Origin of the sequence: Caproicibacter fermentans, assembly GCF_014303955.1 — a bacterium.
Lineage (GTDB): Bacteria > Bacillota > Clostridia > Oscillospirales > Acutalibacteraceae > Caproicibacter > Caproicibacter fermentans.
Genome location: NZ_CP060286.1, coordinates 2,857,429 through 2,873,670 on the forward strand (window position 1 = coordinate 2,857,429; position 16,242 = coordinate 2,873,670).

The following is a 16,242-nucleotide window of genomic DNA, read 5'->3' on the forward strand; positions in this document are numbered from 1 at the left end:
CGCCTTTCATAACTGAGGGGATTTCTGCTCGCCGTACTGGCTCAGCTCGTTTGCCAGACGCCACGCCAGCCAGAACCCGCTGACGAAACTGTCAAAGGAAATATCGTGGATCAACTGATCCTTATCGTCGATGATTCGCAGCACCAGTCTGCGGTCGGCCTTACTCAGGTGATCAATTAATATCCGATGGTTGGCTTCTATGCGCCGAGCCTGCGGTGTGTTCTGCGGCTTGCTGTAAAAATTGCCGTACAGCGCTTCCAGAATATCTTCCATGCGCGTCGCCTCCTCAGCAACACACAATACCACAAACCGGTTGGAATAGCTATCAGATTTTCTGTATATGCAAATGTTCGCCTTTGCGCTCGCGGGCGCGCCGCGGTATAATAAAAACAGGTGGTCGTATGGATGAAAATTATATCAGCGGCGTAAAAATTTCAAAGCCTCTGCCGGAGGAGTCGTATCTGAACAGCCTGCCGGCGGTGCGGAATCTGATCCGGCAGGGCGGTCTTTCGTTTGAAAAGCGCGTCACTTTTCTGGTGGGCGAAAACGGTACGGGCAAATCCACATTGCTCGAAGCCATCGCGGTTGCGGCCGGCTTCAACCCGGAGGGCGGCACCCGGAACTTCACCTTTTCCACTCGTGCGACCCATTCGGAGCTGTACCGACATCTGACCGTCGCCCGGCGCGCACACCCGAAGGACGGCTTCTTTCTGCGGGCGGAGAGTTTTTACAATCTGGCAAGCAATATTGATGAAATGGACAGCGAACCGTCTTTTGGTCCACCGGTCATCGACAGCTACGGCGGCCGGTCACTGCATACGCAGTCGCACGGTGAAAGTTTTCTGGCGCTTATTGAGAACCGTTTCGGCGGCAACGGGCTGTATCTGCTCGACGAGCCGGAGGCGGCGTTATCGCCCAGCCGTCTGATGACGCTTTTGGTACGCATCCACGACCTTGTGCAGAAGCATTCGCAGTTTATCATTGCCACCCATTCGCCCATTCTGATGGCGTATCCGAGTGCTGTGGTGTATGAGCTGACGGAGGACGGCATCCGCCAAGTGGATTACCGCGAAACGGAACACTACCAGCTCACCCGCCGGTTTCTGGAAAACCCGGAGCGGATGCTCCGATATCTTTTGGAGGAATAAAAACATCTATGAAATATCAAAGCACATTGCTCGCCGTGCGCAATATGGAGCGTTCCCGGCGCTTCTACTGCGATCTGCTCGGCATGACGATTACCGCCGACTTCGGCGCCAATATCACGCTGTCGGATTGCGTCTCGCTACAGACACTGGACACCTGGAAAGGTTTTATCCATCGAGAAGAGAGCGAGATTCTCCTCGGAAGCAATGCAGCCGAGCTGTATTTTGAGGAAGAGGACATGGACGGCTTTCTTAAGCGGCTTGCGGCAACGCCGGACATCGAATATGTCCACCCGCCAATGGAGCATGCGTGGGGCCAGCGGTCGTGCGCTTCTATGACCCGGACCGGCATATCATCGAGGTGGGGGAAAACATGACGATGGTTGTGCGCCGGTTCTTCGAAAGCGGTCTTTCCGCCGAAGAAACCGCCAAACAGATGGATGTGCCGGTGGAGTATATCCTGTCTGTGAACAGTAACGCCGCCAATAGGTAATTGCAGAGCAATGTCGGAAAGGAGAAGCCATACATGGGCTTACATGTTGCAAAAGGGGACATCACGGCTTTTGAGACCGACGCTATTGTGAACGCGGCGAACACTTCACTGCTGGGCGGAGGCGGGGTGGACGGCGCCATCCATCACGCGGCTGGGCCGGAACTGCTGGCAGAGTGTCGTACCCTGAATGGCTGTGAAACCGGGCAGGCAAAAATTACGGAGGGCTATCGTCTGCCCGCGAAGCATGTCATTCACACGCCGGGGCCGGTATGGCGTGGCGGAAATTCCGGCGAGGACGGCCTGCTCGCTTCCTGCTACCGGAACTGCCTGCGACTTGCCGAGGAAAACGGCTGCCGGACTGTGGCGTTCCCTTCCATCAGCACCGGGGTCTACCGCTTTCCGCTCGACCGGGCGGCAGCCATCGCCGTGCGTGAGATTGCCGCGTTTCTCAAAACCTCCAAAGTAGTCCGTGAGGTAACGATGGTTTGCTTTGACATCGTTACGGAGGCGGCGTACAAAGCGGCGTTGGAAAAAGCGCATGCGAAAACAGAATAACGGGTTGATTCAAGGAGTACGCGGCGGGCATAGAAAAAGCATGTTGCCCGCCGCTTTTTGTTTTGCTGATCAATTTTTCTGCATTAATGCCAGAACTTTTTCAATGGTATTCCAGTTACGGGAGGTCAGCCGGTTCTGATGGCGCTTTGCGCCCAGCACCTTCGCGCCGAAGGGGGAAGAAAGCGTTTGGCCTTTCGGCACGATCCAGAACGCATCGCCGGCCGCCGGGTGAAACTGCTCATTTTCGCTGTGCGGTGTAGTGGTGAACAGCATGTCCAGCTCCTTCGGGAGCGCGGCGCTGTCGCAGAGCAGCAGATAGAGGTGACAGTCTTCCGGCACGGAGAGCGTGCGGGTAACGTCCTGTAATGTTTCCAACTCAGAAACCGAACGCAGATAAACAGGTGCGTCATAGCCGAGCGTTACTTTCAGCCTGTTTTCGATCAGTGGCTTCACTTCCTGCATGGATTGCTCCGCCATAAACACTACGTTCCCGGTGTTTAGCACCGTGCGCGCGCCGGTGAAGCCCATGCCCGCAAATGCTTCTTTGAGGTCATCCATTTTGATTTTGTTGCCGCTCACATTGATGCCGCGCAGAAATGCGGCAAAAGTTTCCGCCATGGCGTGTTCCTTTCTGCGGTTCAGCCCTTCCAGTTCCACCATTTGCATTTTTCAGGCTCCGGGTTCGGGGTGGAGGCGAAATATACCGCGCATCGGTAAACGTAAAGCTGGCAGCGGTCGATGGCGACACATCGTTCCACGCAGTCGCGCTCATACATCTCCTCGGGGTTCGCACCCTTGAGCGCCGCGATTGTTGAGTAACCCAGCCGGATCAGATCCTGCTCGGTCTGTTTCCCCACGCCGGGGATTTTGCGTAGTTCTCCCATGCGGCAAGCCTCCCGTTTGTTTCCTTTCCTATATTGTACCATACCTAAAGACCGTCCAAAAGATGAACCCCCGAGAAGGAGTAAGGAAAGCTGCTAATCGTTACATTCCGAGCCGGTTTCAGCATCTTTCTTCCGCCTGCGGAATGTGTTGACGTTGAAGTGATTGCGGCAGGTGGCCGAACAGAATTCGCTGCGGGGGTTCGTGCTGTAGTAGGCATTACCGCAGAATTTGCACAGCTTCAGCGGCGCGGCGGGGTCGGTTGCCGCACCGGAATAAGCGAGGCGAAGCACCGTCAGCAGGTTTCGCGGCTTCCAGAGAAGCTCCGGTTTTTCGCCAAAGGTCAGCTGATAAGTAAGCCCGTCGATTCCGTCCGAAAAATCGCGCTCCCATGCTTTCCTTAGCTTCTCCTGTTCGGCAGGAGAACTTATATGACCCTGCGCTGCTAGAAAATGTGCGTATATGGCCGTGAACTTTGCTTTGAAGCGGTCAAACGGTTCGCCGTAACTTCGTGAAAAGACGCCGTTATAGTAAGGAGACGTGCCGGCGGATTCCGCACGTTCATCCTGTGCCCCGGCACCGAAGAACAGATTCTGCGCCGTGGTGTTCGATGTTCCGAAACCCAGCAACCCATATCGGCGGGCAAAATCCAGACAGGCCCTGTCCAAATCCGGGGCAGCGTGCCAGATTTTCATCCCCGCGTTGAGGGCGTTCACCACCAAATCCTCCGGCTTTTCGGCGCAGTTATAAGGGATCGGCTCGGCTACTTTCACCGGGCGGATGTACTGCACGTCGCTTACCTCGGCGATTTCGTAATCCGACCACCGTACCCATTGGGCGTTCAGATTCAGAAAAAGTTCTTTCAATTCCATAGTTAACCTCATACAGGCAGACCAGCATTGAGAATTGCCGGTCTGTTTTTTGTTATGCTGATTCGAATCAGCATTATGCCGCCATGATTTTCGCCTTGAGCTTCGGGTAAATCCAATCCGCCACGAGCCAGCCGACCATAAACGGCCAGCAGATCACGCCGACAAGCACAAGCGCCGCAGCCCCTACTGTGCCCTCGGCCCTCCGGCTGCTTACCGTTTCCAGCGTTCTGCGGATGCTCTCCAGTGCCCGCTGTCGGATTTTGCGGATGTTTCGCTCAGAAACGCCCCGCGCCGACGCGATTTCCGACGTTGTGAAGAGACGTATCACGTTCCAGAAGAGGACTTCCTTCTGAGGAATGGTCAGCTTCTGAACAGCCTTGCTGATCGCTTCGTCGGTCACCAGCTCCTGCAGGTCTTCTGGTTTCCTTGAGTAGATGATGTCGAGCCAATCCTCGTCGTTGCTGAGTTTCAGCATTTTGGCGCCGGAAAAATTTCGTTTTCTTCCGGCTGCCGGTCGACGATGGTCGTGTCCATATCATCCCGATGTTCGTCATGCTTCCGGTCGTTGTTGCGCAGCTCGCCGTCCAGCCCGGCCAAAACCGCTTTCCAGTTTTTCTTCTTTTTCGCTGCCCTCAAAAATTTTCCCCTCTTTTCTGTTTTAACGATACCGTTTTTCCCGTTCCCGCCGTCTATAAAATAGAAACGTAATTGTTGTAATGTAATTATACTATTACAATAATTATTTTGTCAATCCCCGAAAACGGGAAAAGTCTGGTTTATTTGAGATGGAGGGCAAGAATGAGAAATACAGTAAGTTTACAGCAGGGCTGTGCGATGATGTTCCGCAATTACCCGGATGTGGTGGACGTGCCGGCAATGCGGGAAATGCTCGGCGGCATCGGGCGGCGGGCGGCTTACGCTCTGCTGAAAAGCGGCGAGATCGAGAGCGTGAAAATCGGTCGGATATACCGTATACCGAAACTCGGCATTATCGCGTACCTGTGTAATAGTTCCCGCGCGGCGGAAGAAGAACAGAACCGCAAAATAAACCGCGCAAAGTCGAGAGGGAATTGTCCGAACGGACTTGAATGAGCGCCAGAGCTATGGTAACATACGACACCACAGCGAGAAACCATTTCAGACAGGAGGGGTTCTAATGGTCACAGGCTGTCTCATTGAGCGTGGCGGCAAATATACCGCCGTGCTTAATCTTTACATCGGCGGAAAACGGAAGCAGAAATCCATCGCCACCGGCCTGCCGGTAAAAGGTAACAAGCGCCGTGCGGAAGAACTGCTCGAGCAGTATAAGCTCGAATACAGCGAACCCGCCGGAGGCAAGGTTCGAAGCGGTAAGTCGCCGCTTTTCGCAGATTTCATGCGCGACTGGCTCGAGAGCACCAAACGGAGTATCGAGCGCACTACTTACCAGAGCTACAAGAATATGATCGACGCGCGTATCGACAAACACTTCCGTGACCTGGGTGTCACTCTCGCGGAGGTGGAACCGAAGCACATCGAGATGTTGCATGAGAAGATTTTCAAAGACGGATTCACCGCCAATACGGTGATCCACTACCATGCAGTCATCCGCAAGGCGCTCCAGTACGCCGTGAAAAACGGATTGATCGACCATAATCCAGCCGACAGGGTTGACCGTCCGAAGCTGAACCGCTATCTCGCGGGGCACTATACCCGTGAAGAACTGATGACCCTGTTCGATGTCGTGAAGAATGATCCAATCTCGGTGGTGATTCTGCTCGCCGCCTATTATGGTCTGCGCCGGAGTGAGGTACTGGGCCTGCGGTGGAGCTGCATCGATTTTGAACAGAAGACTATCACCATTAATCACAAGGTGACGGAGGGCAAGGAGGACGGAAAAACTGTCTTGTTCACCGAGGACAAGCTCAAAACAAAGTCGAGCTTCCGCACCCTGCCTTTGATCCCGGCGGTAGAAGAGCTTCTGAAAGCAGTGCGCACCCGGCAGGAGCAGTACCGGAAGCTGTTCAAAAAGAGCTACGACGTAAGTTATCTCGATTACATCTGCGTCGACCAGATGGGCGTACTGTTCCGCCCGAATTACATCACCGATCATTTTCACTGGCTGCTCGAACACTATCAGCTCCGGAAGATCCGGTTTCACGATCTTCGGCATTCCTGCGCGAGCCTGCTGCTGGCGCAGGGCATCCCGATGAAGGCAATTCAGGAATGGCTGGGGCATTCGACTTTCGCTACGACGGCGGATATCTATTCGCACCTCGATTTCAGTTCCAAGCGTGAATCCGCCGAAGCTATCAGCTCGGCTTTCAGCATTGAAGCAAAGAAGCCCGTTTCGAACGGTGAGCCGGATGAATAAGGAGTACGCCCGGCTGCGGGCGGAATATCCGTCGGTGGTCACTCTCGACCAGGTCTACCGCATCTGCCACATCAGCAAGCGCAAGGGACGCTGGATGCTCGAAAACGGCGTGATTCCCTGTATAGACACAGGCAGGAAAACACACCGCTTTCAAGTGAAAATGGCAGACATCATTGATTTCTGGAACGGCGGGAGAATGGCGGCGTTACCATGCCGAGCGGTATCTTCTCAAACCGCCGGGCGTACCGGAAAGAAGCGCCACCCATGGTAAATGAGCAGCACTTCCGTGAATATCTGGAACGGGAATGGGCGGCTCTTCCCGACGCACTCACGGCCTGTGAAGTGGCAGGTTTGCTCGGCTATCACCGCACCACGGTGAACAGCTGGGCGGCTGGCACGAAATCGCGCTTGGGCAAGCTGCCATCCATTCATTATTTCGGCGAAACGGTTTTTGCCAAAGAACACTTGATCGCTTTTCTGGTTTCCACCGTGAACATCGGTTTTGTGGAAAAGTCGGCGAAGCACCGGGCGCTAATTGAAGCGTATCGGCAGGCAAAAGAAATTCGGGATGACTTGGTAAGTTGTTAATGGCTGGTTTCGGGATTATCCGTGCGTTCCAGCAGATAATCGACGCTCACATGGTACAAATCCGCAAGGGCACGAAGAATATGCGGCGGGATCACCCGTTGCCCCGCTTCATAATAAGCATATGTTCGCTGGGGCACGTTGATAGCCTCTCCGACTTGTGTCTGCGTCATATCATGGTCTTCCCGCAGGTTTCGTATTCTGGGATATACTTTCATAAAGATCACCATAAAAAGTATATCCTAGAACAGATTGTTCTATTGATTTTTAGATTGTATTGTTCTAAAATAGTCGAGGTGATGAAAAATGGCGGATTATCAACAGATGTATCTTAAACTGTTCAATAAGGTCACGGATGTAATCGAAGAATTGCAGCAGGTTCAGCGGGAAACCGAGGAACTCTACATACAGGGCACGGACACCGAACTGACAGTGTTGCAACCGGAACAGGATGATAATCCCGAAAAATGAGCGAACCCGCTTTTCTATATTGGAGAAGCGGGTCGTTTTCTGCAACCATTAGGGTGCTCATGCCGCACCGGAAGTTTTCGGCTTGTAACAAAGAGACTACCAAAAAAGGCAGCTCTTTATCGCGTAGCAAGAGCCCTCAAAAAATGGAAAATGACGCATGCTTGATCCAAAATCCGCACACCCCCTGTCTTCCGTTTGAGGAATGTGCATTTCTGTTATGTTTCCGTTTACCGAGTGCGGTTTTCCGTTTATCGGGTGAACATATGATTTCAAGGCTGTGTTGACATAAAATCAATTTTTGACTCAAGATCTGATAGTTTTGCTCTTATTTCACCTACATCTGAATTGTTATTATCGAAAGATGATAACCTAGAAAGAATATAATCAATGTTATCTTGTATTTCCGTCAAGCGTGTATCCAACGACCTGTAGTTTAAAAAGGCCATATATTCTGAGAAACTCAAGCCTAACTCATTGGCGGCAATTTTCAACTGTTCTAAAAGAGCTTGAGTTTCTTCTTTTTGCTTGATGAGCTGTTGTCTTTCTCGTTCTGCTTTTTCTTCCTTTTTTAACCGTGCCCGCTCTGCCTGCTCATTTTTTAGCTGTTGGAGTCTGTCTTTAGCTTTATCTATGACGCTCATATTGTACTCCTTTAATGTTCATTGTTAGGGGTAACGGAAAACACCTATCAACCAAGTAGCGTTCGAAGTTTGTCAGCAAGGATAGTTTTGCGCTTTTCATAGAATTCTTCAAAGTTTTCCAATTCAAGAGAAGTATCATCCGGTATGATTGCTTGTTTACAAAACTCTGCTTTCTGCTCGTCATTCATGTCATTATAGTAGTCCACAAGCCTCATATCGTTTTTACTACCATTACTTCTGCCTTCCAGAAGTTGGAGATTCGGCAGTCTGTTACGGCTGCTTCTCCATCTTCTCCAATCTTCCATGGATACCGAAACTGGCTTACTTCCATCAAACCGATCATAGGGATGAAGGTGATCTTGCTCATATATAAAGTTCTTATTTATCCAGTCAAGACTTAAGTAGTATAGTGCTTCTCCGGCAACTCTGCTACCTTTTTCTGAATTGAGAATATCTTCGATCTTTCCATCAGTCACACGAAGTTCGTTCATTTGATTAAGCATATCCACGGTGATTTCATAGTCATAGCTGTTGATATTACTCTTCATTTGTTGCAGTTTCCCGGTTGTACCAGATTGGAAGTATGTAAACAGAATAGCTCTAAGGAGATAGCTGCGTATACCTTCCATATTTTTTGCATAATCAGGGTTGTAATAAATGAAATAGATTATAGGCAGTAACACGTTCCAGCTACTCGAAAAACGACTGACTTCGATTTTCATGCCTCTAAGCACCGAATCAAGGTCTTGTAAAGCTTTCTTAAAAGTGTTCCAATTGTTTTTCAATTCATCTGCAATTTTCTTACTGATGTTTGACTTTACTACATCACCATACAACATGAGAGCAGAGCGAATAATAAAATCGGAGCCAAAGCCTGCATAGGAATCAACAAGAAGTTTTCCAAATTCCGTTTTTGCACTTGGCCAGTATGCCTCAAGAATGGACATGGTAATCTCCGATTTACGGAGAGCTTTACCGCCGCTATTGAATCGTACAAACATTTCAAGCGCATCATCTTGCTTCATGTCCGTAATTTCCGTATAGCGTATTAACTTTTCTACAAATATTTTTTGGTAGAGCTTGTTCAGAACATCTCTTGCATACTGCTTACTGTCAGACGGGACATTGGCTATGGCGTCTTCGATTGCTTTTTCCCTAGTAGATTCGTTCTGAAACTTGTTATTCAGAATACTCTTAATATCAAATTGTGTTGGGCTTAATCTGCCGACCTTTTCGCTGAACTTAATGTCATATTTTTTGCTGTTATATTCTTCTTCATCAACATCTAGTTTATTTTTATTTAGTTCAATCAGCAGTTTAGTGACGAGTCCACCACTGATTTTCTTCCTTGCGTGTTTTTGCCGAATATAGGCATCACCTAACAAAGAAAGGTATAAAGAGGTTAGACGCTGTTGTCCATCAAGTATGGCAGTATCGGTTACTTTAACATTAATGCTCGTCAGTTCATAATTTGTACTATCTGCTTGTTTACGACTATCAAATGTAACATTTGATAGAAAATTACAGAAATATGTGTCCCATGTAACATTGTCGTCATCTACGTGCCAATATAGAAAAGTAGCAATAGGATAGTCGAGTAAAATGGAGTCCCACAACTTCTCAATTTGCTCCATGCTCCAAACATATTGACGCTGAAATGCAGGCATAACATACTTTCCAGTTTTTATATTTTGCAGAGCTTCATAAATGCTTATGCTGTTATCGATCAAGATGCTCATATCAAGTCTCCTCGTTGTAGAAACCGGATTTATATTTCATAAGAGTGTTTTCAACTTCACTCCATATCCAAACCTTGTCGCCATTATCTTCAAATACTTTACCGTGGCTTTTTGCACCGTCGATTTTCAATTGAGAGTAGTTATTCTTGAAAGTTGGTACAAATAATTCTGGATGACTTTTGTCACTGCATAACCGTTCCATCATTGAAATGGTGGCATTGCCTGCTATGTCAACCGCCGTAAAATATGCACGGATTATTTTATGATTATATTGATCGGGTTTTAAAGCCCAAATAGGAATCCGCTGTTCAGCTTTTCCAAAATAATCTTCGCTGCTTATTGTTTTAGAAGTCTTTGGAGTGTATTCCTGCGATGCTTTTTCAAATGATTTTGCAATATATGTCCGCATACAAGTTTCAACAGCAGCATCCTTCTTTTCTTTGGTGAGGGCTAATGCCAGACAAAACTTTTCATATACATCTGATTCAATGTTAAATGTTACATCTTTTTTTATAGAAAGGCACCTCCAATTAGGTTGACTTTTTTAGTGTAGTACGCACCAGTGTATTTGTCAATACTAATTTACTAATTGAGTCTTGACTAATAAGCAGCTAATAAACGCAAAAGCATTCCGCATTACCGTGAGGTGCTAAAACACCGCTGAGCAACATCGGTGTCGAGCAGTGTAATCCAAATCCGCTCGTCTCTCCTAAAATTGTCAACGGCTGTTGGTTTAAAATTTCAATGACATCCTTGCCTTTTTCCGTTTGCAGAGTGTGCATAGGTAAAAATGTGATTTTGAATTTTTGATAACTTTTAACCGACAGGCCTTGCTATTTTCTGATTTTTGAGTACTAATTTTAGGAAACAGTACAGAGGTTTTACTGTGGATAAAAAAAGCATAGATATAGAAATCAAATATCAATTGCTCAAGGTTAGGGCATCTCACAGTGTAATCAGACGCAGCAGTGTGCGATGGTGGCTTCTTCGACCTGCTCACCAAGTGAAAACAGAGTACAAATCGATAGTGTTCCCATGAGTGAACACAGTGTTCAAATCTTCTCTGAGTTGGGGCTAAGTTTTCTTGCCTATAATCTGAAACGGGCGATAAATCTTCTGGGAACCAAGGCTCTGGTGGACGCGATACAGGGGTAATATGCCCCTGCTTTTCCACGCAAGCGGGAAAAAGAGCTCGAAAATGAGCATAAAAATGCCGAAAATCCCGATAAAATCGGACTTTTCGGCCAAAATGTGGCGGAGGCGGAGAGATTCGAACTCTCGGACCCGATAAAGGGCTTACCGCATTTCGAGTGCGGGCCGTTATGACCGCTTCGATACGCCTCCATATATAATTTTACCGCAAAAGCGGGAAAACGCGAGTTTAAAAAAGTGTTAGCAAACTGTTAGCATGTGCTTGATTTTCGGGAAGCATCGACCGCCGACAAGCCCTGATTTCATGCGGGTTCGCGGCTTTTCGGGTGAAACGTAGCCCACTTGATTTCGAGCCGTTGAGAAAACGGCACGGTACCTCACAGAACCTCACGGTTCATCACGGAAAAAATCCACGCAAAGCCTCGTGTTTCCAAGGCTTTGAGCCAGTAAACCCTGATAAAATAAGGGCTCATGAGCACTCCGGTTTGTCAACTGAATTTCAAGCGAAAATGCCCTCGTTTTGCAGATTTTCTGCAAAAGTGCAAGAAAACTGCAAGATGAAATTCCCTGACGCCATGCGCCTTTCTAGAACCGACTTTGTAAAATTGCAAGAAACAGGACCCTGATTTTAGAATGATTCTCCTTTCTGCCGTCGGCAAACAACGGAAAGGAAGAATTTAAATGACACAGGAACAACTCCGTAAAAAGCTGGAGCGGCAGTTCAAAAAATATCCCGATTGTGTATTTCCCGAGGACGTATCCAAAATGCTCCGCCTCGGTATCAACACCGTTTACCACATGCTGAAGGGTAACTTGATCTCCTGTTATCTTGTGACTAACAAATATCATGTGGCCAAGCAGGACGTGATTGACTTTGTTCTCGCCAGCGGCTACACCGAATGCATCTCACCCACTGACCAGCGCAAGGAAATCCAAAAGTACTGCGCCAAGGAGCCGCGAACCGCTTCTGAGATCTCGAGTATACTGGGGGTATCCAACCAATACTGCCGAAAGGTGCTGCTGGCGCCTATGTGCCGGGAGAAGATGTTGGAATCCTATGTTTCCTCCGGTAACGACCGTTTCAAGGGCGTAGTGCTATATCGGTACAAAAAGCAACAGCCCGGACGAGGCTCTAAAAAATGAGCAAGTATGCTGATTTGAAGGGTCGGTATCCTGAAGACCTGACTCTGGACGAAATGCGCACGGTCTTGCACATCAGCAAGCGTAAAGCCAGCTATATGCTGAAAAACGGCTATATCCCCTGCAAGGACAGCGGCAAGAAGACGCGCAACTTTCGGGTCAAACTGAAGGATGTCATTTCTTATCTGGAGGAGATGGAAAAGCATCCGGATAAGTATATGCTTCCCAGCGGAGCCTTTTCTTCTGCCACTCCGCATCAGCACGGCAAAGGGGCACAAAGGTTGCCTGTAGAAGAATTCCGCCTCTGGCTGGAGGATGAGTGGTTTGCCGCGCCGGATGCCATGACCAAAAGGAAAATGGCGCAACTGACAGGCTATTCCGACAGCGCCTTTCAAGATTGGATCTCTACGGGAAAACTGAGGTGCGTTTTACTCTATAACCAATCTGTAACAGCTAAGGTATGGTTAATTGATTTTTACTGCCATGATGGCTACCTCATTATACATAAATCGGAAAAGCACCAGAAACTGCTGAACCGTTTTTTTGAGGAATATCATGGCGAACCCGCGCGGCGTTGATATTTTGATGAACTTAGGCTAAAATAGAAACCGGCTCTGTTTTAGCCTGAGTTTTTATTTAGCCAGGAGGTTGACAAGATGGAAAAATTCATTCCCTATGAGAAACTGTCCAAGAAAAAGCGACGGGAGCTTGCCGCAGCACGGCGAGGAAGTTGGGGCGCACTGAATCCCGTTACTCGCAAGCCAGAAAATCCAAAAGCCTACAATCGGAAAAGGGCACGGAAATGGAGTGATGAATCACCCATGACCGTGCCTTTTGATTATTTACTCCGCACGGAGTATTTCACTTTGTTCCCGTATTTCTGTGCTGACAAAAGACTAAGCTCCTCAAATTTTAGTACAAAGTTGCGTATCGTAGCATATGCGGCATTGCCAAAGTCGCGCTCGAGCTGTTTGGTCGAAAATTCACCGTTCCCGTATGCGGACAGGACAAAGTTCCAAAGGTCTTTCTCTTTCTCTGTGATTTGGCCATTATCCAAAGCTTTGTTGAAAGCTGCCATCGTGTTGACCTGCGGCAGCACACTGCCGAGCTTGTTGTATACATTCTCAATAAAATAGGCGAGAAACGGAGTCACATCCATCACGCCGCTGATCTTCGCATTTCCCTCGGCTAGCGAATAGGCGTTATAATATCCCTTTCGGCTTCGCTCGATGTAGCTGGAGAACGGGATAAACAACGTTGATGAGTAACCCTGCCTCTTCAAGTACCATAGATGTATAAGCCTGGCCATGCGACCGTTGCCGTCAAAATACGGATGCAGATAAGCAACATAGAAATGGATAACCGCCGCCTTGAGCAAGTCGTTCATCGTGCTTTCAGCATTGATGAAGGTTACGAATTTGCTCATATATTCAGGAAGCTTTTCATAAGGCAGGCCGGTATGCTCCAGTTCCTGACCAATGATATATACACTGTCGTGACGATAGAAGACGCCCGGCTTTAGTTTGTCGTTTTCCGGCAAGTATTGGCCGATAGCTATATCATAAAGAGTGTGTATGTTATCCTCAGTGATCTCGTTGTCAGGATCAGAAATAAACTCAAGGCCCTTTTTCATGCCAAAGATACGGTTCTCACTCTCGTCGGCAGGCGCGTAGCCGCGCAGTATTTTTCTTACGCTATCGCGTGAGAAATCAATGCTTTCTATGGTAAGCGAAGATGCAATTTCGTCCTCCATTGCCTTGAGCCCAAAAGCTTCGTTTGAGCTTTGGGGCGTGAGGAGGAGTTTCACTGCCTTCATCCGTACCTGTGCCGCATTTGCCATATAAACAAGATTGTTCCCAGCAAAGTCCAGGATGGGCATAGTTTTATAAACGCTGAATTTCAACAGCGCTATGAATTCTTTTATGTCAATATCAGGGAATTTATATTTGATTTTTTTCAAATCGGTAATGCTTTTGTCTGAAAGTATCTTGGCATAAAGCGCCGCATCCATATACTCACCTCATCTCGCGATATTATTTAGTATCATTATGTATCAGTATAATGCAAATTATACCGATATGCAAGGGTAATTGACTATTGCAAAAAGATAAATGGTTTTCTCGACGCAGGGTTATAGTTAAACTGGGAGCGCAAGCTACCAAGTAAGCAACACCTTAGTACAGAGAATTAATGAAAAATTGAATAGCCAGGAAATCCAGCAAAATCAAGGGTTTCCGAACACATGGGGGTATAGCTCAGCTGGGAGCGCAAGCGCTCAGGTATGCGACCCCTCAAAAATGAGAAAAAGCAAAAAACTGAATAGCCGGGAAATCCAGTGAAATCAAGGGTTTCCGAACACATGGGGGTATAGCTCAGCTGGGAGAGCGCTTGAATGGCATTCAAGAGGTCAGCGGTTCGATCCCGCTTATCTCCACCAAAAACAATAAGCCACAAGGCCAAAACCTTGTGGCTTTCGTTTTACCTATCAGACCGGGCACTTGATAAAGAGCAAAGCATAAAAAGAGACGCCGTTGCACATTACTGCACACGACCGCGCCTCTTTTTTGCATATCATCCTTACCCCCTTCACGTATAGAAGCGGAAGCACTTGATTTGGCAGAAAAAAGTAATTATACTGAACCTATACTTTATAGAGAAGGGTGATTAAAATGCCGCGCGGATCACGTAAAAAGCCCATTGAAGAACAGATTGCGGATGTTGAATCCAAGATTCAGGAACTCCAGACGAAAAAGAAAGAACTGCTGGAGGCAAAAGAACAGGAAGATATCCGTCGACTTCTGGATGCCGTAAAAGAAGCCGGCACAACTCCCGAAGAACTTGTAAAGCAGCTTCTCTCTCAAAATGAAAATCAGTGATCTTTGATCGATAAAAACGAAGGCATGAGGGGAATTCCTGATGCCTTTGCTTTTTTATAAAGTGAGCGCAAGCATAAATAAATTTGGACAGAGCCATGTTTTCCGATTTGGAGAGCATGGCTCTTTTTTATACCCCGATATAAAATTCAGAAAAGAAAGGCGGAATGCTCCATGGTCTATGCAACCCTATCAAATTCAAACCGGCCCGGCTCACCTGCCGTGACAGTCGGCTTCCCCATCACGGAAAATGTATACGCGGATTTGGAGTCCATTGGTATCGGCAGCGCTACGGAGCGTGACTGTTATGCTGCTTCGGTCGGCGGTGACGTTCCGATCCTCAAGCGTCTTGAAAAGACTGCCGTGAACGTCGACGAGCTGGACTATCTCGTCAAACGGCTGGACAGCTTTGACCGGCGCGAGCTCGCACAGTTTCAGGGTGTGGCTGTCAGCCGCGGCTATTTTGACATGACCGATCTCATCAATCTGACCTTTTGTTGTCAGAGCGCAACGGTGGTGCAGAATTTTTCCGACCTCGCCTCCATTGGCCGCGCGCATTATCTGGACATCCATGGCGGCGCAACGGCAGAAGAACTGCAGTCAGTCGACGCCCGAAAGCTGGCCCTGTCCCTTCTGCTCAACGAGGACGGTAAGGTCACGCCTTACGGCGTCGTCTATGACAACGGCATGCAGCTGGAACAACTCTACGATGGACAGTACTATCCCGACTACCTGTACAGCGGCAATACCGTGCTGACTGTGGCGATGACGGATCGCAGATTTTCTGAAGATGCCACGCCGATCACCTGGCTGCACTTTCCTATAAACGACTGGCAGATAGAACGATCTGTCATTCGAACCGGGATCTCTGTTCCCGAAGACATGCGGCTGCGGTATTCCGACAGCGAGCTACCGAAGGAATTAACTGCGTTGCTGGGCGGCGAGAACCTCCATGACGTCAATGATCTATGCGCCGTCTTTGTAGAATTGGATCAGGGCTACCGGCAAAAGCTTGGCGCCGTCCTTCAGATGGTTCAGCCCGATGATCTTGTCCAAGCGCGGAACCTCCTGAAACAGCTCGACCTGTTCGATTTCATTCCGAAGGTCTCCACTCCCGCGGAATACGGGCGGTACATGATCGCGGAATCTGGTCGATTTGAATACGATGAAAATTTGGATGAGTTCTATGACTATCAAAAGTATGGAAAACAGCGCATGAGTCAGGAGCAGGGCCAGTATGTCGGCGGCGGCTATGTCAGCTACCACGGCTTCATTTCCATTGAGGAAGTGCTGGCGGGCAGTGAAACGGAACGGATGGAACAGACGCTGGGAGGAATGTGA

Annotated in this window: 22 protein-coding genes, 2 tRNA genes and 1 pseudogene; 13 read left to right on the top strand and 12 right to left on the bottom strand. The window is 48.5% G+C overall.

All coding sequences use genetic code 11. The annotated features are described in order from the left end of the window. Window positions 1–6: 6 nt before the first annotated feature. The gene (locus HCR03_RS14070) at window positions 7–273 is read right to left on the bottom strand and encodes a hypothetical protein (protein WP_187034823.1); all 267 of its coding nucleotides are present in this window, start codon (window positions 271–273) and stop codon (window positions 7–9) included. Window positions 274–401: 128 nt separating this feature from the next. Here HCR03_RS14070 and HCR03_RS14075 point away from each other — a divergent pair, with 128 nt between their 5' ends. From HCR03_RS14075 to HCR03_RS14085, 3 genes and pseudogenes are all read left to right on the top strand, one after another. Further along, the gene (locus HCR03_RS14075; RefSeq protein ID WP_187034825.1) at window positions 402–1,148 is read left to right on the top strand and encodes an AAA family ATPase; all 747 of its coding nucleotides are present in this window, start codon (window positions 402–404) and stop codon (window positions 1,146–1,148) included. 8 nt (window positions 1,149–1,156) lie between these two features. Continuing rightward, a pseudogene (locus HCR03_RS14080) lies at window positions 1,157–1,638 on the top strand (VOC family protein). A gap of 33 nt (window positions 1,639–1,671) precedes the next feature. Further along, on the top strand, window positions 1,672–2,193 hold the full coding sequence (locus HCR03_RS14085; RefSeq protein WP_187034827.1) for an O-acetyl-ADP-ribose deacetylase: 522 nt from the start codon (window positions 1,672–1,674) through the stop codon (window positions 2,191–2,193). Between the two features lie 69 nt (window positions 2,194–2,262). Here the strand turns inward: HCR03_RS14085 and HCR03_RS14090 are convergent, their stop codons facing one another. From HCR03_RS14090 to HCR03_RS14110, 5 genes are all read right to left on the bottom strand, one after another. Continuing rightward, window positions 2,263–2,859 carry a DUF1697 domain-containing protein gene (locus HCR03_RS14090; RefSeq protein ID WP_187034829.1) on the bottom strand — a complete coding sequence of 199 codons (597 nt, stop codon included), beginning with the start codon at window positions 2,857–2,859 and terminating at the stop codon, window positions 2,263–2,265. Next, on the bottom strand, window positions 2,832–3,077 hold the full coding sequence (locus HCR03_RS14095; RefSeq protein WP_187034831.1) for a helix-hairpin-helix domain-containing protein: 246 nt from the start codon (window positions 3,075–3,077) through the stop codon (window positions 2,832–2,834). The genes HCR03_RS14090 and HCR03_RS14095 overlap by 28 nt, the downstream gene beginning before the upstream one ends. 93 nt (window positions 3,078–3,170) lie before the next feature. Then, window positions 3,171–3,947, bottom strand: coding sequence for a hypothetical protein (locus tag HCR03_RS14100; RefSeq protein WP_187034833.1), 777 nt, complete (start codon window positions 3,945–3,947; stop codon window positions 3,171–3,173). Window positions 3,948–4,020: 73 nt separating this feature from the next. After that, window positions 4,021–4,422: a sigma-70 family RNA polymerase sigma factor gene (locus tag HCR03_RS14105; protein ID WP_187034835.1), complete on the bottom strand. Its 402-nt coding sequence runs from the start codon at window positions 4,420–4,422 to the stop codon at window positions 4,021–4,023. After that, window positions 4,416–4,583 carry a hypothetical protein gene (locus HCR03_RS14110; protein ID WP_187034837.1) on the bottom strand — a complete coding sequence of 56 codons (168 nt, stop codon included), beginning with the start codon at window positions 4,581–4,583 and terminating at the stop codon, window positions 4,416–4,418. Before HCR03_RS14110 ends, HCR03_RS14105 begins: the two co-directional genes overlap by 7 nt. A gap of 162 nt (window positions 4,584–4,745) precedes the next feature. Here HCR03_RS14110 and HCR03_RS14115 point away from each other — a divergent pair, with 162 nt between their 5' ends. From HCR03_RS14115 to HCR03_RS14130, 4 genes are all read left to right on the top strand, one after another. Beyond that, window positions 4,746–5,039 (top strand): helix-turn-helix domain-containing protein, encoded by a 294-nt coding sequence (locus tag HCR03_RS14115; RefSeq protein ID WP_330601013.1) that lies wholly within the window; start codon window positions 4,746–4,748, stop codon window positions 5,037–5,039. Window positions 5,040–5,103: 64 nt separating this feature from the next. Continuing rightward, window positions 5,104–6,300: a tyrosine-type recombinase/integrase gene (locus HCR03_RS14120; protein WP_187034839.1), complete on the top strand. Its 1,197-nt coding sequence runs from the start codon at window positions 5,104–5,106 to the stop codon at window positions 6,298–6,300. Next, a complete protein-coding gene (locus tag HCR03_RS14125) occupies window positions 6,293–6,571 on the top strand; it encodes a hypothetical protein (RefSeq protein ID WP_187034841.1) in 279 nt (92 codons plus the stop codon). The genes HCR03_RS14120 and HCR03_RS14125 overlap by 8 nt, the downstream gene beginning before the upstream one ends. After that, window positions 6,565–6,888, top strand: coding sequence for a MerR family transcriptional regulator (locus HCR03_RS14130; protein ID WP_187034843.1), 324 nt, complete (start codon window positions 6,565–6,567; stop codon window positions 6,886–6,888). Before HCR03_RS14125 ends, HCR03_RS14130 begins: the two co-directional genes overlap by 7 nt. Here the strand turns inward: HCR03_RS14130 and HCR03_RS14135 are convergent. Then, window positions 6,885–7,058 (bottom strand): helix-turn-helix domain-containing protein, encoded by a 174-nt coding sequence (locus HCR03_RS14135; protein WP_330601014.1) that lies wholly within the window; start codon window positions 7,056–7,058, stop codon window positions 6,885–6,887. The genes HCR03_RS14130 and HCR03_RS14135 overlap by 4 nt on opposite strands. 133 nt (window positions 7,059–7,191) lie before the next feature. On the opposite strand from HCR03_RS14135, the gene HCR03_RS14140 reads away from it, so the two are divergent. Beyond that, on the top strand, window positions 7,192–7,356 hold the full coding sequence (locus HCR03_RS14140) for a hypothetical protein (protein ID WP_187034845.1): 165 nt from the start codon (window positions 7,192–7,194) through the stop codon (window positions 7,354–7,356). A 269-nt stretch (window positions 7,357–7,625) separates the two neighbouring features. Here HCR03_RS14140 and HCR03_RS14145 read toward each other — a convergent pair whose 3' ends face one another. From HCR03_RS14145 to HCR03_RS14160, 4 genes are all read right to left on the bottom strand, one after another. Next, window positions 7,626–7,997 (bottom strand): hypothetical protein, encoded by a 372-nt coding sequence (locus HCR03_RS14145; RefSeq protein WP_187034847.1) that lies wholly within the window; start codon window positions 7,995–7,997, stop codon window positions 7,626–7,628. 47 nt (window positions 7,998–8,044) lie between these two features. Next, on the bottom strand, window positions 8,045–9,736 hold the full coding sequence (locus tag HCR03_RS14150; protein WP_187034849.1) for a DUF262 domain-containing protein: 1,692 nt from the start codon (window positions 9,734–9,736) through the stop codon (window positions 8,045–8,047). A 1-nt stretch (window position 9,737) separates the two neighbouring features. Then, a complete protein-coding gene (locus tag HCR03_RS14155) occupies window positions 9,738–10,145 on the bottom strand; it encodes a hypothetical protein (RefSeq protein WP_228724973.1) in 408 nt (135 codons plus the stop codon). Window positions 10,146–10,988: 843 nt separating this feature from the next. Then, window positions 10,989–11,080: transfer RNA gene (locus tag HCR03_RS14160), tRNA-Ser, on the bottom strand. 489 nt (window positions 11,081–11,569) lie between these two features. Between HCR03_RS14160 and HCR03_RS14165 the strand changes: the two genes are divergently transcribed. Both HCR03_RS14165 and HCR03_RS14170 read left to right on the top strand, forming a co-directional pair. Further along, window positions 11,570–12,031 carry a MerR family transcriptional regulator gene (locus HCR03_RS14165; protein ID WP_187034851.1) on the top strand — a complete coding sequence of 154 codons (462 nt, stop codon included), beginning with the start codon at window positions 11,570–11,572 and terminating at the stop codon, window positions 12,029–12,031. Beyond that, a complete protein-coding gene (locus tag HCR03_RS14170) occupies window positions 12,028–12,606 on the top strand; it encodes a MerR family transcriptional regulator (protein WP_187034853.1) in 579 nt (192 codons plus the stop codon). Before HCR03_RS14165 ends, HCR03_RS14170 begins: the two co-directional genes overlap by 4 nt. 260 nt (window positions 12,607–12,866) lie before the next feature. Here HCR03_RS14170 and HCR03_RS14175 read toward each other — a convergent pair whose 3' ends face one another. Further along, window positions 12,867–14,039 (bottom strand): Fic family protein, encoded by a 1,173-nt coding sequence (locus HCR03_RS14175; RefSeq protein ID WP_187034855.1) that lies wholly within the window; start codon window positions 14,037–14,039, stop codon window positions 12,867–12,869. A gap of 350 nt (window positions 14,040–14,389) precedes the next feature. On the opposite strand from HCR03_RS14175, the gene HCR03_RS14180 reads away from it, so the two are divergent. The 3 genes from HCR03_RS14180 to HCR03_RS14190 all read left to right on the top strand — a co-directional run bounded on the left by HCR03_RS14180 (window position 14,390) and on the right by HCR03_RS14190 (window position 16,242). Beyond that, window positions 14,390–14,465, top strand: a tRNA-Ala gene (locus HCR03_RS14180). Between the two features lie 232 nt (window positions 14,466–14,697). Then, window positions 14,698–14,904 carry a hypothetical protein gene (locus HCR03_RS14185; RefSeq protein WP_187034857.1) on the top strand — a complete coding sequence of 69 codons (207 nt, stop codon included), beginning with the start codon at window positions 14,698–14,700 and terminating at the stop codon, window positions 14,902–14,904. A 171-nt stretch (window positions 14,905–15,075) separates the two neighbouring features. After that, a complete protein-coding gene (locus HCR03_RS14190) occupies window positions 15,076–16,242 on the top strand; it encodes an antirestriction protein ArdA (protein WP_187034859.1) in 1,167 nt (388 codons plus the stop codon).